This is a genomic window from Mucilaginibacter sp. AK015 (assembly GCF_014200785.1).
GTDB lineage: Bacteria > Bacteroidota > Bacteroidia > Sphingobacteriales > Sphingobacteriaceae > Mucilaginibacter.
In genome coordinates this window covers 1-15,286 of the sequence record NZ_JACHCV010000006.1, presented here as the reverse complement: position 1 = coordinate 15,286, position 15,286 = coordinate 1, and the positions used below count along the sequence as shown (strand labels likewise).

At 45.8% G+C, this 15,286-nt stretch carries 13 protein-coding genes; 2 read left to right on the top strand and 11 right to left on the bottom strand.

Features of this window, described 5'->3' with window-relative positions; genetic code table 11:
- Nucleotides 1–67 precede the first annotated feature (67 nt).
- Entirely contained in the window at nucleotides 68–1,666 is a 1,599-nt protein-coding gene (locus HDC91_RS18640) for an aminopeptidase P family protein (RefSeq protein WP_183554786.1), read from the bottom strand.
- A 142-nt stretch (nucleotides 1,667–1,808) separates the two neighbouring features.
- Here HDC91_RS18640 and HDC91_RS18635 point away from each other — a divergent pair, with 142 nt between their 5' ends.
- A complete protein-coding gene (locus HDC91_RS18635) occupies nucleotides 1,809–2,210 on the top strand; it encodes a DUF5655 domain-containing protein (protein WP_183554784.1) in 402 nt (133 codons plus the stop codon).
- 162 nt (nucleotides 2,211–2,372) lie between these two features.
- Here the strand turns inward: HDC91_RS18635 and ahcY are convergent, their stop codons facing one another.
- The 4 genes from ahcY to HDC91_RS18615 all read right to left on the bottom strand — a co-directional run bounded on the left by ahcY (nucleotide 2,373) and on the right by HDC91_RS18615 (nucleotide 5,299).
- Nucleotides 2,373–3,689, bottom strand: coding sequence for an adenosylhomocysteinase (ahcY, locus tag HDC91_RS18630; RefSeq protein ID WP_183554782.1), 1,317 nt, complete (start codon nucleotides 3,687–3,689; stop codon nucleotides 2,373–2,375).
- A 136-nt stretch (nucleotides 3,690–3,825) separates the two neighbouring features.
- The gene (locus HDC91_RS18625; protein WP_183554780.1) at nucleotides 3,826–4,206 is read right to left on the bottom strand and encodes a hypothetical protein; all 381 of its coding nucleotides are present in this window, start codon (nucleotides 4,204–4,206) and stop codon (nucleotides 3,826–3,828) included.
- Between the two features lie 6 nt (nucleotides 4,207–4,212).
- Nucleotides 4,213–4,389 (bottom strand): hypothetical protein, encoded by a 177-nt coding sequence (locus tag HDC91_RS18620; RefSeq protein ID WP_183554778.1) that lies wholly within the window; start codon nucleotides 4,387–4,389, stop codon nucleotides 4,213–4,215.
- Nucleotides 4,390–4,447: 58 nt separating this feature from the next.
- Nucleotides 4,448–5,299: a M23 family metallopeptidase gene (locus HDC91_RS18615; protein WP_183554776.1), complete on the bottom strand. Its 852-nt coding sequence runs from the start codon at nucleotides 5,297–5,299 to the stop codon at nucleotides 4,448–4,450.
- Nucleotides 5,300–5,500: 201 nt separating this feature from the next.
- On the opposite strand from HDC91_RS18615, the gene HDC91_RS18610 reads away from it, so the two are divergent.
- Nucleotides 5,501–5,911, top strand: a complete 411-nt coding sequence (locus HDC91_RS18610) for a BrxA/BrxB family bacilliredoxin (protein WP_183554774.1) — start codon at nucleotides 5,501–5,503, stop codon at nucleotides 5,909–5,911.
- Between the two features lie 191 nt (nucleotides 5,912–6,102).
- Here HDC91_RS18610 and HDC91_RS18605 read toward each other — a convergent pair whose 3' ends face one another.
- The 6 genes from HDC91_RS18605 to HDC91_RS18580 all read right to left on the bottom strand — a co-directional run bounded on the left by HDC91_RS18605 (nucleotide 6,103) and on the right by HDC91_RS18580 (nucleotide 15,211).
- A complete protein-coding gene (locus HDC91_RS18605; protein WP_183554772.1) occupies nucleotides 6,103–6,648 on the bottom strand; it encodes a family 16 glycoside hydrolase in 546 nt (181 codons plus the stop codon).
- Between the two features lie 13 nt (nucleotides 6,649–6,661).
- Entirely contained in the window at nucleotides 6,662–9,133 is a 2,472-nt protein-coding gene (locus HDC91_RS18600) for an ABC transporter permease (protein WP_183554770.1), read from the bottom strand.
- A gap of 93 nt (nucleotides 9,134–9,226) precedes the next feature.
- Complete coding sequence (locus HDC91_RS18595; protein ID WP_183554768.1) at nucleotides 9,227–11,629, bottom strand: ABC transporter permease; 2,403 nt, start codon at nucleotides 11,627–11,629, stop codon at nucleotides 9,227–9,229.
- Between the two features lie 376 nt (nucleotides 11,630–12,005).
- Nucleotides 12,006–13,382, bottom strand: a complete 1,377-nt coding sequence (locus HDC91_RS18590; protein WP_183554766.1) for a DUF1080 domain-containing protein — start codon at nucleotides 13,380–13,382, stop codon at nucleotides 12,006–12,008.
- 21 nt (nucleotides 13,383–13,403) lie between these two features.
- Entirely contained in the window at nucleotides 13,404–14,729 is a 1,326-nt protein-coding gene (locus HDC91_RS18585; protein ID WP_183554763.1) for a Gfo/Idh/MocA family protein, read from the bottom strand.
- Between the two features lie 236 nt (nucleotides 14,730–14,965).
- Nucleotides 14,966–15,211, bottom strand: coding sequence for a hypothetical protein (locus tag HDC91_RS18580; protein ID WP_183554762.1), 246 nt, complete (start codon nucleotides 15,209–15,211; stop codon nucleotides 14,966–14,968).
- Nucleotides 15,212–15,286 lie beyond the last annotated feature (75 nt).

The following is a 15,286-nucleotide window of genomic DNA, read 5'->3' as shown; positions in this document are numbered from 1 at the left end:
TATCATTAAAATAGCTTAAAACAGGAAAGCCCCGACTTGTAGGGGCTTTCCGATATAATAAGTAATCCTATTTAAGCGGCGGGAATTTCGCACCGTCAAATATACTTTTTTCCGCGGCCATTTTCTCAACATCCTGCCATTTTCTGGGCGCATCTAACGATAAAATAGTGCCCTTATCTTTGCCGATAACTACATCGTCTTCGATACGTACACCAATGTTCCACCATTTCTTATCGCACTTACTGCCCGCGGGAATATAAATGCCCGGCTCAACGGTGATCACCATGTTTTCTTCCAGGTTGCCTGTGTACGAACCCTTATCGTGAACATCAAGCCCCATGTGGTGCGATACGCCATGCGGGTAATAGGTGCGCAATTCTTTCGCTTCTTTGATGATACCGAGCTTTATTAAACCGGCGGCAAGTATTTCGCCCGTTTTTGCTTCCAGGGACGAATAAGGCACACCTGCCTTACACAGTTTAAATACCTCTTCCTGCGCATCGTAAACTATCTGGTAAATAGCCTTCTGCTCTTCGGTAAACTTGCCGGTTGGCGGCACCGTGCGGGTAACATCGGCCGAGTAGCCATGATATTCCGAGCCAACATCCATCAGCACCAACTGGTTATTCAGCACCTGTTCGTTATTTTCCTCGTAATGCAGTATACAGCCGTTTGCACCAACGCCTACTATTGGCGGGTAGCCTTCGTTTTCGGCGCCATACTTACGGTGTACATACATTAATATGCCTTCCAGTTCGCGTTCGCTCATGTTTGGTTTTACCGCGCGCATTACCTCGGCATGGGCTATGCTCGATAATTGCACCGATTTGCTTAGTAGCGCCAATTCTTCGGGCTGCTTAATGCCGCGCAGTTTGGTTGTGTATTCAGTAAATAAGCCGGCGCTGCCCATGGTTTCCTTGATTTTGGCTTTAACGTCAATCAAAGTGGCCGAATCCGGCTTTGCTACCAACGCTTGTATAATTGCGCTGTTTTTATGCGCGTCGTCATCAAGACGGGGCTTCATGTAGTTTATGATCTGTGTTAAATTTTTACCGGTGGCATATTTATTAATAATATCATAATCGGCTTTTAAGGCTTTATCAATATTTGGTACCGCAGCCCTGGTTTTAAACGTGGTTATCAAACTCTTCAGGTCGCCGGTAGCATCGTCATTTATATTATCATAAATAACGGCGCTGAATTTTTTGAAGTCGATGGGGAATTTGGCAAACTCGCTGCCATTGTAAACCCTTGTGAAACCTAACTTAGCCTTTGCTCCGTCAACACCCAGGCGCCTGCCGGTCCATTGCTCCTGCTGCGGGTTGCGTTTACGTACAAAAAGCACCTCGTTATAGCTGGTATCGCCGGTGCCCTGCATATCTTTAAATATCAGCAGCGCGGCATCGGGCTCCATGTAGCCCGAAAAATAGTACATATCGGGGTTTTGATGAAAAACGTAGTTTACATCGTTAGAGAATACCTGCTCGGGGTAAGCAAATACTACTGCTACCGAGTTGGCAGGCATCAGGTTGCGCAGCGCCTGGCGGCGGCCGGCATGAAATTCTTTGGTGAGGTAATCTTTAGGCAGGTTTTCCTGCGAAAAAGCTGTAAAGCTGCCCAGGCACACAGCCACGGCTGTGATAAAGGTTTTAGTTAATAGTTTCATTATAATCAGGTCTTAAAAAACGGCTTAAGTTACAAATAATATAAAAGAATATTTATGCGATTATCACCTGTTGCAAAACCTGCAAACCACCTGCGCTTTAAAATCAATAATTTATATCTTAGCACATCTCGGAGGACTCACTATGCCCTACACCTGCCCCAAATGCGACCGTGAACTAACCAGCGAAACCCAAAGGCATTACTGCGCCAGGGTTAGCCTCGACGACCTTTTTAACGGCAAGCCCGATGAGTTGTTGTTGCTGTTTGATAAGCTGCTTGCCGAGGTTGCCGACTGGCCCGATGTTTTGGTAGGCACTACCCCAAACTGTATCACTTTTGTGCATAAGCAAACTTTTTTTGTTATCCGCCCCATGCAAAAAGTGCTCGACCTTAAGTTTTACTCGATCAACCCGCTAACCGAGCCGCCGGTTTACAAGAGCATTGCTACGGCAGGCAGGTATCAAAATAATATCAGGCTTAGCCACACCGGTGAATTGCGCCCGCAATTATTCGCGTGGATAAGAGAATCTTATGAGTTGCTGTGAAAATATCTTGTCATCCTGAACTTGTTTCAGGACCTCTCAGGATAAACAGGCTACTTTGCATTAGGGATGCCGAAACAAGTTCGGCATGACTGATGTGTCAACAAAAAAGGGACATGGCCAAAAACCATATCCCATTTTTACTTTTTACTTTAAACTTTTGACTTAGTACCTGTAATACTCCGGTTTAAACGGACCATCAACTGTTACGCCGATGTACTCGGCCTGGTCCTGGTCTAAAACTTCCAATTCAACACCAATTTTCTCCAGGTGCAAACGGGCAACCTTTTCATCAAGGTGTTTTGGCAGGGTATAAACTTTGTTTTCGTAAGCATCGCCGTTTGTCCAAAGCTCAATTTGAGCTAAAGTTTGGTTAGTGAACGAGTTACTCATTACAAAGCTTGGGTGGCCGGTGGCGCAACCCAGGTTTACCAAACGGCCTTCGGCCAAAACTATAAGGTCTTTACCATCAATGGTGTATTTATCAACCTGTGGCTTTATTTCAATTTTGGTATTGCCATAAGCACTGTTTAACCAGGCCATGTCAATCTCGTTATCAAAGTGGCCTATGTTACAAACAATGGCTTTATCCTTCAACGCGCGGAAATGCTGCTCGCGAACAATGTTTTTGTTACCTGTTGCAGTAACTACAATATCAGCCTCGGTTATAGCAGTGCTTAATTTTTTCACCTCGAAGCCTTCCATTGCTGCCTGTAACGCGCAGATAGGGTCAATTTCGGTAACGATAACACGTACACCGGCGTTACGTAAGCTATCGGCCGAACCTTTACCCACATCGCCATAACCGCAAACAACAGCCACTTTACCGGCCATCATTACATCGGTAGCGCGGCGGATGGCATCAACCAACGATTCGCGGCAGCCGTATTTGTTATCAAATTTCGATTTGGTAACCGAATCGTTTACGTTAATGGCAGGCATTGGCAGTGTACCTGCTTTCATGCGCTCGTATAAACGGTGCACGCCTGTAGTGGTTTCTTCAGATAAGCCTTTAATGCCATCTATAAGCTCGGGATATTTATCCAGTACCATGTTGGTTAAGTCGCCGCCATCGTCCAGTATCATGTTTAATGGTTTGCGGTCTTCGCCAAAAAATAAGGTCTGCTCAATACACCAGTCAAACTCTTCAGCATTCATGCCTTTCCAGGCATAAACTGAAGTGCCGGCGGCAGCGATTGCAGCAGCAGCATGATCTTGTGTAGAAAATATATTACATGACGACCAGGTAACTTCGGCACCCAGTTCTATCAAAGTTTCAATTAAAACAGCGGTTTGGATGGTCATGTGCAAACAGCCCGCTATACGTGCACCCTTTAATATCTTAGCGGGGCCATATTCTTTACGCAGCGCCATTAAGCCCGGCATTTCGGCCTCGGCCAATTCAATTTCTTTGCGGCCCCAGGCGGCCAGTGAAGGGTCCTTCACTTTATTTTTAACGTATGCAGTTTCTACTGATGACATATTATTATTTTTTTGAACTGCAAAAATAGTGATTATAAATATTTTAATGAAATAGGTTGCGTTATGATTACCCGGCAATTACACAACCTCAGGAGGTGGACCTTAAGCTTGGTGAAACCGGTGTCGACAGGGAGCTTTAGGCTTGTTTGGTAGAAAAATCGTCGGAGCTGAATACTAAGTAGACCAGCAAGGCTGCCGATGCATAGGCCCAAAAAGAGTTGAATACAAACAGGGCCGATTCGCTGCCGCTGCTGATGTCGCCGCCCAAAAAAGGGTATAGCATAATAACGGCGAACGAAAGACAATAAATAAGTGCGAAAATTATAACATGCCTTATTTTGCGGGCCAATTGCCTCTTGTAGCATATAAGCAGAAACCCCGCAACGGCCAGGTACTGGCAAATATCTTTCAGGTTACTCATTTGTATATAGTATAACCCGTTGTGGCTGCCTTGTATTAAAAAGTAATAGCCAATACGTGTTATAATAACCCAAAAGCAAAGAATAATTATTTTCATTTTGCGTTAGGCGCAAGCGGTAAACCGTCCCTGCTCGTCACAATACCCGCATCTGCCCACATGGTCTGCCTCGCAAATCTCTTTAAGGGTTAGGTCCTTACGGTCCTTTAACTGTGCCTCTTCAGATACAACAATAATTTTCCCTTTTTTTGCCGATTCGTCTTTTTTAAGTTCGTCTTTCATTGTGATAATATTAAATTGTATAACTAATATAGGCAATAATAAACTAAAAAAACACTTTCTAAAGATTAATACTCAGGTATTGTTTGGGGTTAACCGGATGGCCGTTGCGTCGTATCTCGTAATGCAAATGCGGGCCGGTGGAACGCCCTGTTGAACCAACTTTGCCAATGATATCGCCAACGGTAACCCGCTCGCCTTCCTTTACATTTATCTTTGATAAATGCCCGTACCAAGTTTCCAGGTTATTGGCATGGCGTATTTTTATGCAATTGCCATACCCCCCTGCCCTGCCTGCGAATATCACCCTGCCGCTGGCTGTACATTTAACGGGGTCGCCGCGGTGGCCTTTAAAATCAATGCCGGGATGAAACTCCTTCCCGCCAAAATCAAATGGATTGCCGCGCGAACCAAAAAAAGAGGTGAACGAGCTTAATCTTGGATAACCCATGGGGGTAAACGCAATATTATTTACAAGTTTATCCAGATAACTGCTAAACTCGGCGTATAGCTTGGTTTCGTTATTGGGTTTATCGCTAACGTTTATTTTTTTAAACGATATACTGCGCAAACCACGTTTGTGCATAAAATTGTTTATGATCTTTAGCTTAGCCTGTATGTCAAGTATGTACGATACGGCTTTGCTGCGCTGGCCTTCCTTTTCGGCGTTTAGCAACACCGCGTCCTGCGATTCTTTATCAATTTGTCCCTGTAATGCAGCTATCTGCGATTGCAGCCTGCTGTTCTCCTGCCTTTGCTGCGCACTTTGCGAGCTAAGGCGCACAATGGCCGTCATCAGTACCATTACTACTATTAATACAGCGGCAATTGTAAACTTAAGCGAGTTAAAGTGTTTTGCCTTTACTTGTACTACGCGTGGTTGGGCGCTATCTTTTCGAGTAATAATTCCCATACCTAAAACATTGATTTTAAGTTCATTACAATAGTGTTAATTAGGGTTAACAATATTAAAAATGCAAGATAAAAAATAATTCTTAAAATGCCTGTAACCGTTATTATAACCGAAACGTCAATTATTGCGGATTATTCTGATAACGGGTTGTTTTTATTTTGAATTAAGTATTTTTGTGCTGAATATAAGCGAAGTAAAATTATGTACCCAGAATATTTAGTTGCCCCGATGAGGGAAGAATTGACCAGAGTTGGTTTTGAGGAATTAAAAGACGCACAATCTGTTGAGCAAGCTATAAAAAGCGAAGGCACCGTGTTTGTGATGGTAAACTCGGTATGCGGGTGCGCAGCAGCCAATGCCCGCCCTGCAGCACGTATGGCCGCAGCTAACGAAAAACACCCGGACAAACTGGTAACCGTTTTTGCAGGAATGGAAACCGAGGCTGTTAACGCTGCCCGTAACCTGATGCTGCCATACCCTCCATCGTCGCCATCAATGGCTTTGTTTAAAGATGGTAAATTAGTGCACATTATAGAGCGCCACCAGATTGAAGGCCGCCCTGCACAAATGATAGCGGATAACCTGATCGGCGCGTTTGAGCAATATTGCTAAGGTTTAGTGATGAGAGATTTGTGATCAGAGATCAGTTTCTTTGATTTTTATAAAAAGGTTCGATGCAAAACATCGAACCTTTTTTTGCGCTTACAGTTTTAAGTTCGCTATTTGGCATTGGCGATCTTTAAATTTTTCCAGTCGCCGGGCGAGCCGTTGCCTACCCAGTAGCCAATTTTGGTTCCGCCTGTTTAAAGCAGGGGCTCAACCGTTAAGGCAGCTTTTTGCTGGCCGTTCACATACACATTAACTTTTGCTGGCGTAACCGTTATACGCACGTGAAACCACGCATTAGGGTCGGGTGCGGGCACAACCGCCTGTTCATATTTGTTTGGATATTTTTCGCAGAGTACAGGCCAGTCATATTTTGGCGGGGCGATGTACTGCACCCCATGGCTCTTTCTAACCGGGTCGGCAGCCAAAAAATTGAAGGGCCTGAAATACACACATTCATAAGTACTATCGTTTAACCCATGGTACGCCACGCCTACAAAGCTGCCCTGCATCTGGTCGTTGCCTTTTACATCAAACTCTATTACACCATTGGTAAATTTCAGGTTATTGATCCATGCCATGCCCGCGTTGTCTACGCCGTTTAGGTGCAAACTGCCATCGCTTGCAAAACTCGCCTGACGGTTAACAACGGTTAAGTTGCCGGCTTGCGGCTTAACCTGCTGGGCAAAGCAGTTAATGCTGTACAGGCAGGCTAAAAAAATCAATGCTTTGTGCTTTTTCATAACTAATATCTTTTTACTCCGCTCTTAAGCTTTTTACCGGGTTGGCTATGGCAGCCTTTACCGCCTGCAAACTAATGGTTGCCAGCGCGATGACGAACACTGATACCATTGGCACAATAAAGAACCAGATACTAAAATCAATACGGAACTTATAATTCTGCAGCCATTTATAACAACCCCAATAAGCCAGCGGTATTGCAATAGCGTTTGCAATAGCCAGTAATTTCACAAAATCTTTTGATATGAGCAGTAAAATATTGGGTATGGATGCACCCAATAGTTTACGGATGCCTATCTCTTTAACCCGTTGGCCAATGGTAATGAGCGTTAGCCCGAACAAACCAAGGCAGGCAACCAATATAGCCAGTCCCGAAAACAAACTGAATACCTGGCCAAAGTGCTGCTCGGTTTTATATTGCTGGTCAAAAAACTCATCCAGAAAAAAGTAATCGAAAGCGGCATCGGTAAAAATGGCCTTATAAGTTTTATTGATCTGAGCGATGGTGGCAGGCATATCGGCCGTGTTTACCTTCAACTCGTAATGGGTTACGCTGGATGGGTCTATAAGCCTGAAAACCGTAGGTGTAAACCCTTCTTTAAGCGATGTTTGATGGAAGTTTTTTATCACTCCTACAATGGTATTATCAAACACCCTGCCGCGGCCATTTTTGGTCTGGATGATCTTACCCACTGCATCCTGCGGGTTCTTATACCCTAATGACAGCACCGCCGCTTCGTTCAGCATCATTAACGACCCGTTGGTTTGTACGGCCGAATCAAAATTACTGCCGGCTATTACTTTTACCTTAAACTGGTTTAAAAAACCGCCGCCTATTTCAAGGGTTGGCAGCCTTATCCCCTTTTCGCCCGCTGCCACCTCAGGGCGGCTGTAAGCCATGATGTAGTTAATCACTTCGCCGGGTATTGCCGATGATGAGGTAACGTTTTGCACGCGCGGATTACGCATTATCTCCGTCTGGAAAACGCTATCCTTATGCATAAAACTCATAGCATCGGCATCGTTATCCCTCACAATTTGCGGCGCCCTTACAACAAGGGTTTGGGTCATGTCCATCCCTTTGTTGGCGCTTTTCATGTAATTAACCTGCCGGTAAACCACAAGGGTGCCTATCATAAAAGCTATGGTGGCCACAAACTGAAAAACCACTAAAGATTTGCGCAGCGATATACTTTGCGCGCTGGTTTGAAATTTACCTTTGAGTATCTGTACAGGTTTATAATCAGAAAGTACCAGCGCGGGGTAAAATGCCGAAAGCACAATCCCTGCTAATAAGCAGCCTGCAAAGCCTGGTAAAAAGGCGGGGTTTTTCCACAGCGTAAATTGTATTTGCACACCGCATAAAGCGCTAAACCAGGGCATTAATAAAATTACAGCAAATACCGCCACGATTAAACTGATGACATTCAGTAATGCCGACTCAAACAAAAACTGAATGATAAGCTGAACGCGCTGCGAACCCAGTACCTTGCGTATGCCCACTTCGCGGGCACGTTCAATTACCTTAGCGGTAGAAAGGTTGATATAATTGATATAAGCGATGACCAAAATCAACGCTGCTATAATACCCAAATACCAAACCATATTACCATTGCCGCCGGCGCTTATCTCGTCGGTAAGGTTCGAGTAGAGGTGAATATCGCGCAGGGGCTGCAAGCTTAATGCTATGTTGCTGATATTGGTTTTCCCCAAAGTAAAGCTTGCATTATTCAGCTTATCGTTACCCGCTACATGATCTTTGATAAAGGCCGGCAACATGGCCTCAAAACGTTTGTAATTTATTTTTGGCGATAATAAAAGATAGGTGTACGAATCGGCGTAAAGCCAATCGCCGGCGTGCGGATCTTGCGATACCAGGAAATCAAACTGCAGGTGCGAGTTTGCGGGCACATCTTTACAAACCCCAGTTATCGTAGCCGTGATATTTGTTCCAGATATCTGCTGCTGTATCCTGATGGTTTTACCAATGGCATCGGCGTTACCAAAATATTTTTTTGCCGTACTTTCGGTTATCACCACGGTGTTTGGGTTGCTTAGCGCGTTAACAGTCCCCTGCACTAAAGGGAACGAAAACACTTTGAGGAACGAGGGCTCGACCAGGTATAAACGGCGCTCGTTAAACGCAACCACATTGGTGCCCGCCTGTGTACTTACCTGCCCTTCGAGTTTAGAGATACGGGTTTGTTCCTCAACGCCGGGCAGCTCTGCTTTTAAGGCCGGGCCAACCGCCGAGTATGTTTTTGGCAGGTTTTCAATTAAATTCCCCTGGCTGTAGTTCTGGTGCTTTACCCGGTATATCCTATCGGCATTGGCTTGAAACTTATCGTAACTTAACTCAAAGCTGATGTATTGTATAATAAGCATACACGCCACCATACCAATAACCAGGCCCAGTATGTTGATCAACGAGAATAGCTTTTGACGGGATAGTACACGCCATGCCATTTTTAGATAGTTATTGAACATGATAATTTTAAATTCTAAACGCTAAATCCTAAATCCTAAAGCTGAAATTAAATCCGAAATCGAACATCCGAAATTCGAAATCAAAAAATCCCTTTACTCTGTTTTTAAACTTTTCACCGGGTTGGTTAATGCGGCTTTGATGCTTTGATAGCTTACCGTTAATATGGTGATGCCAATAGCGCCCAAAGCCGTAAGCCCGAATACCCACCACGAAAGCTCTGTGCGATACTTATAATCCTGCAGCCAGCCGTGCATCAGGTAGTAAGCCATTGGTATGGCTATTAAAAGCGATATACTTACCAGGATAACAAAATCGGTTGACATAAGGCGCCACAGGCTAAACACCGACGCTCCAAGCACTTTTCGTACCCCTATTTCTTTAGTGCGCTGCTCGGCCATGAACGATGCCATGCCAAACAAGCCCATACAGCTTATAAATATTGCTAACAGGGTAAAGAAACCTGCCAGCTTACCCACCCGTTCCTCATTAGCAAATTTTTGAGCGTACTCATCGTCTGTAAACTTATACTCAAAGGGGCTGCCGGGATCGTATTGTTTAAACACGGCTTCAATCTTAGCCAATGCTTCGTGTGTGCTTTTTTTAGGGTTCAGTCGAATATCGATAGTGCCTTCGGGACCGTTGGCCAGTATAAAAATAGTTGGTTTTACAGGCTCATACGGCGATGACATCACCATATCTTTTATAACACCTATCACTTTAAATTTGGTGTCCCAATCAATAATTTCGCCTACCGCATGCTTAAAATTCATAAATTTCGCTGCCGACTCGTTCAATATCATTGCCGATGTATCGCTCCCAAACTCTCTTGAAAAGTCGCGGCCTTCAATAAGTTTCCAGTTGGCTACCTTGCCAAATTCGTGCGTTACCCGCATGGTTGCAAAATCGTCCTGCAGGTCGGGCGACTTACCGCGCCAGTTTAAACCGCTGTTGTTTGAATAAATGCCGGTTAACGGGCTGTTTGATTCGGCAATTTCTACGACAGTGCCGCTTTGCAGCAAGTCGTTACGTACCGCAGCAAAATTTTTATGTATATCGTCAGATTTCATGCTTACCTGCACCAGGCCTGTACGATCATACCCTACCGGCCTGTTTTTGGTGAACTGCACCTGCCTGAAAACGATAATTGTTCCTATAATAAGGGTTGCCGATACAAAAAATTGAAGTACTACCAATACCTTACGCGGCAACGCGGCGTACCTGCCCGCTTTAAAGGTGCCCTTCAAAACCTTAACCGGCTGGAAAGACGACAGGTAGAACGCGGGGTAACTCCCTGCTATAAGTCCCGTGAACAAGGCAAAGCCCAATCCCATTATCCAGAATACCGGGTTATTCCATAACACCTGAACGGTTTTAGAAGCTACCTGGTTAAACCACGGCAATATCAACAGCACCAGCACTATCGAAAACAAAAATGCAAAGCCCGTTACCATTAACGATTCGCTAAAGAATTGGCCTATCAGCTGGCTGCGCAGCGAGCCCACCGTTTTACGGATACCTACTTCCTTGGCGCGTTTCTCTGACCGGGCGGTGCTCAGGTTCATAAAATTGATACAGGCAAGCAATAGCACAAACATGCCGATAATGCCAAACAACCATACAAATTGTATCGCCCCGCCGGTATTAACGCCATCCTTAAACTCCGAGTACAGGTGCCATTTATTCATCGGATGTAAAAATATCGCAGGCTTGGCCGCCGCGCCTACCGAGTCGCCCTGCGCCGCAATGTTTTTTTGCTTCAGAGGTTTTATCCGCTCATCAACCTTCTGTATGTCAACGTTATCGTTTAACTGTGCAAACAGCTGGAACGAGTTATTGCCCCACCTTGTTGCCGCACGCTTAAACCAATCCTGCGTGGTCATATAAAAATCCCAGGGGATAATTACGTTCAGATCATTAAAGGTAGTGTTGTGCGGCAGGTCTTCGTAAATGCCGGTAACCTTAAGCAATTGCTTGTTATCTATCTTAATGGTTTTATTCATCGGGTCGGCATCACCAAAAAGAGTTTTGGCAACTTTAGCCGATAACAGGATGGACAACGGATCTTTTAACCCCCCGCGTGTCCCTTTCAGCATTTTAAGCGACAGCATATCCGGCGCTTCGGCCTGCATAAAGTTGCCGGTTTGCGTTATCTTTTTATCGCCAACGGCAAGTACATGTTCAAATGTCCAGCTGGAAAGCACCATATACTTAAAGTCCTTACCCTTGCCGGTGTAATCTGTACGCAGCAGCGTTCCTAAAGGGATGGGTATGGAGGTTTGGCTGCCTACAATGCCGTTAAAGGTTTGGTGCTGCCAAACCTGCACTATTCTATCGCGGTTTTTAAAATACTTATCATAAGATACCTCGTCCCATATCCAAAGGCCAATCAGCATAGCTACCGCCATACCAACCGATAGCCCGGTAACATTAATAAACGTATGCGCCTTGTTTTTTAACAGGTTGCGCCAGGAAATTTTCAGATAATTTTTAAACATTGCCCTACAGTTTAGTTTATTGTTAGTTAGCAAGCAAGCTTGCTATAAGGAACAATATAACATACGTGCCAAAACTACAACCAATTGATTATAAATTATTTACAATCAAAAGCAACTCATCAACCGTTCGTAAACGGACGGTGCGGTGTTCGGTTATAAACTTTTTAAAATGAGCTGTTTAGGTGTATGAGAAAGCGGAGGTGTCAGCCTGAGCCTGTCGAAGGGTGCGCGGCGGGCATAGTCCGCTAACGGTTCGACAGGCTCACCATGACGTATTACATAATCTGTCATCCTGGGCGATAGTAAGGGAACTGATACCAACTATGCATGTCGGTTATATGCCGGCGATCAGATGCAGTATGACAAAGGCAAAGGGTTATTTTAACTCTTTAATCTTCACGTTCCTGTAATCCACATCAAAGCCGTGGTCCTGTAACAGGATGTGCCCTTCCTTAGCTTCGCCAAAATCTTTCCAAACCTTGTATTTGCTTATGGCTACCAGGTCGCGGTAGGCTTTGGAGCCGCGGTCATATTCCAGCACCTTGATGCCATTCAGATAATGCACTACATGGTTATTTGGCAAAACCACAATACGCCCGGTATTCCATGCGCCGATAGGGTGCACAAAGCGGGATTGTTTTTTTGCAGGGATCAGATCATACAACGATGCCAGGGTGCGGTTACCATCCCGGCCCAGTTTGGCATCGGGGTGAACGGCATCATCCAGCACCTGGTACTCCAGCCCGATGGCCGAGCCTTGTGTTTTTTCATCAAGCGTAACAAAGTATTTAACCCCGCTGTTAGCCCCCCGGCTCATCCTGAACTCGAACGACATATCAAAGGCGCTATACATTTTATCGGTAATGATATCCCCGCCGTTGGTAGCCTCGCCGCCATTGGCGCCGATAACGGATATCATCCCGTTCTCGATCTTCCACCCTTTTGCCGGGAAGGTAGCGGCGGTAGCGCTATGCCAGCCCGCGCTGGTTTTTCCGTCAAATAAAAGCTTCCAGCCATCCTGTTTTTCGTAAGCCGACAAGGTGTTATGCTGCAGGTTAACTACGTAAACATCCTTCGCAAAGGGCTGCGGCTGCAGGTTAGTAGTTTTTATACGGATGTTTTTAAAAAATATCTTCTTCCCTGCCTGCCCGGCATCGTTAATGGCGTGTACCTGCAATCCAATAAAGCCCTTGGTATCTATGGTATCAATAACGTAAGCTGCTGCTACACCATTTATCCAGGTTTTGGTAGTGTTGCCAATGCACTCAATTTTAATATGGTTAAACTGCCCGTTCTTCCAGGCGTTTTGGGCTTTGGCGTTCAGCTCCATTGGATAAAGCCAATCGCGGCGGCCCTCGTCGTATATCCCGCCGCTCCATTTGCGGTCGCTCGGGTCAATTTCGCATTGGCGGCCATAAACCAGTCCCTTGCCATCGTGCCCTGCCGGGTCAAAATGGCTACGCAATTGTATGCCGGAGTTGGTCAGGTTGCTTTCGGTTTTGGCATCAAGTTCTAAAATAAAATCGCCGTACTCTTTCTCGGTAACTAAAAAAGTATTGCCGCTGTTTAATACCGCTGTGCCCGTTATGCCGCCGTTCTCTGCTTTATATTCGGCTTTGCCGGCCAGTATTTTCCAGCCGCTAAGGTTTTTGCCATTGAACAAATTGGTGTAGCCGGCTTTGCTTTGCGCCGATGCAGTTTGGACACCGGCGGCCATAGCTATAGCAAGCAGGTAGGTAGTTAAGTTCTTCATAATTTATTTCAGGCTGATGTGTTAAACTTTTAAATTCCATCCGGGTTGGTACTCGCGGCCCCAAAGTTTGGCCGCTTCGGCATCGTGCAGGATATGGCCATTAGTGGTATCCAGATTCAGCACACGGCCAACACGCTGGGCAATATTACCCAATTGCGGTATCACGGTTGATTTATGCCCGTTGATGATAGTTTGATTCAGCTTTTCGGTACCGCGTATGGCGTTCACAAAATTTTGCAGGTGCACGCGGTCAAGCATTTCAGTAGGGCTTACTTTGTTAGCAGCATCTACCGGGGTTTCATCCTTTACTTCTTTCACCAGTTTGTTATCATAATCATAAACCTGGTAGCCATTCCCGCCGCCATAATAAATGGTACCGTGATCGCCATAAAATACAACACCACGGCCCACTCCTTCAGAATTAAAGCCGTTGCAACTGCGCCCCTCCCATGACAAGGCGGTATTATTCGGGAAATTCGCCAGTATAGTTTGCGTATCAGGGGTTTCCCAATCATCCTTAAAGGCAAAGCGACCGCCCGACGAGGTCACCCTGTTCGGAAAATCAACCCCAAGCCCCCAGCGCATTACATCAATTTCGTGCGTGCCGTTGTTAAGGGCTTCGCCGGTGCCCCAGTTCCAGTGCCAATGCCAGTTGTAGTGTATCAGGTTATCTTTGTATGGCCTGCGCGGGGCATAGCCCTGCCACAATTCATAATTCAAGTTTGCTGGCACAGGCACTACCTTGCCTATGCCAATGCTTTTGCGGTTATTTACATACCAGCCCCTTGCAAAATAAGCCCGGCCAATAATGCCGGCATGCAGTTCGGCAACCATTTTCTGTACATTATCAAACGACCGCCGCTGACTGCCCATTTGTACCAGGCGGTTATACTTGGCTGCGGCGGCTATGGCCAGCTCGCCTTCGTGCGGGTTATGGCTGCAGGGCTTCTCTACGTATACATGTTTACCTGCCTGGCAGGCCAATATAGTGGCAGGCGCGTGCCAGTGGTCGGGCGCGGCTATTACCAGGGCGTCAAGGTCTTTTTTCTCAAGCAGTTTGCGTACGTCGGTAATCCCGGTAGGCTTTTTGCCGGTTATTTTTTCGATATCGGCAATGCACCTGCCCATGGCAACGCTGTCTACATCGCATATGTACCCTATCTCTACATCGGCCAGGGCGGCTAACTTTTGCGCCAGGAACCCTCCGCGGCTGTTAACCCCCATTACCCCAATGATAACTTTTTTATTTGGCGACCCCGTGAAGGTACCGGCCGCGGCTAATTGCGACCCAATTAAAAAACTGGTGCCCGTGAGGGCTGCCCCCTGGATAAATCTTCTGCGTTGCATAACAATAGGTATTAGTGATGTATAAGCACAATTGGTAAAAGCTAAAATAGCAGTTTAATCATAAAATATCCGGCAGGGTAGCGATTTTATTACATAAAAGCCACCCGTTCTTGCGCTGATGTTCATAAAAGCACAACACTTCATTTGTTCTTCGTTACGACTGGTAGTGAGTTGATGGATCGTCAGTGGATGTACTTCCCCCCTTTACAGCGGCCTTTCTATCGAGGATTGCCACGCTATCGCTCGCAATGACGGTTATGTTTTCTCTCGTCAGCAAAACAGCTTCGGGCGAAAGCGGGCAGAACGATAATGGCCTTTAGCGCGGCAAGGGCATAGCAATACTTGCCCGAAGCGCAGGGGCCGGGTGCGAACGAAGTTGGGGCGAGATTTTGCAGCCCGTGGTTCTGCCTGCCTTGCAGGGTAAAGGCCTTGTGCGCAAAGAAGCCTTTTTGCTGACTTGATTTTTGCTTCTTTTGTATCAAGACAAAAGAAGTAGCCCTCCGCGGCAATGAGCGGACTACCGTTCATGAAAGCACGACACTTTATCTATCTTCGTT

Coding starts and splice junctions, on each gene's coding strand:
- HDC91_RS18640 (WP_183554786.1), bottom strand. CDS start 1,666: ATGAAACTATTAACTAAAACCTTTATCACAGCCGTGGCTGTGTGCCTG.
- HDC91_RS18635 (WP_183554784.1), top strand. CDS start 1,809: ATGCCCTACACCTGCCCCAAATGCGACCGTGAACTAACCAGCGAAACC.
- ahcY (WP_183554782.1), bottom strand. CDS start 3,689: ATGTCATCAGTAGAAACTGCATACGTTAAAAATAAAGTGAAGGACCCT.
- HDC91_RS18625 (WP_183554780.1), bottom strand. CDS start 4,206: ATGAAAATAATTATTCTTTGCTTTTGGGTTATTATAACACGTATTGGC.
- HDC91_RS18620 (WP_183554778.1), bottom strand. CDS start 4,389: ATGAAAGACGAACTTAAAAAAGACGAATCGGCAAAAAAAGGGAAAATT.
- HDC91_RS18615 (WP_183554776.1), bottom strand. CDS start 5,299: ATGGGAATTATTACTCGAAAAGATAGCGCCCAACCACGCGTAGTACAA.
- HDC91_RS18610 (WP_183554774.1), top strand. CDS start 5,501: ATGTACCCAGAATATTTAGTTGCCCCGATGAGGGAAGAATTGACCAGA.
- HDC91_RS18605 (WP_183554772.1), bottom strand. CDS start 6,648: ATGAAAAAGCACAAAGCATTGATTTTTTTAGCCTGCCTGTACAGCATT.
- HDC91_RS18600 (WP_183554770.1), bottom strand. CDS start 9,133: ATGTTCAATAACTATCTAAAAATGGCATGGCGTGTACTATCCCGTCAA.
- HDC91_RS18595 (WP_183554768.1), bottom strand. CDS start 11,629: ATGTTTAAAAATTATCTGAAAATTTCCTGGCGCAACCTGTTAAAAAAC.
- HDC91_RS18590 (WP_183554766.1), bottom strand. CDS start 13,382: ATGAAGAACTTAACTACCTACCTGCTTGCTATAGCTATGGCCGCCGGT.
- HDC91_RS18585 (WP_183554763.1), bottom strand. CDS start 14,729: ATGCAACGCAGAAGATTTATCCAGGGGGCAGCCCTCACGGGCACCAGT.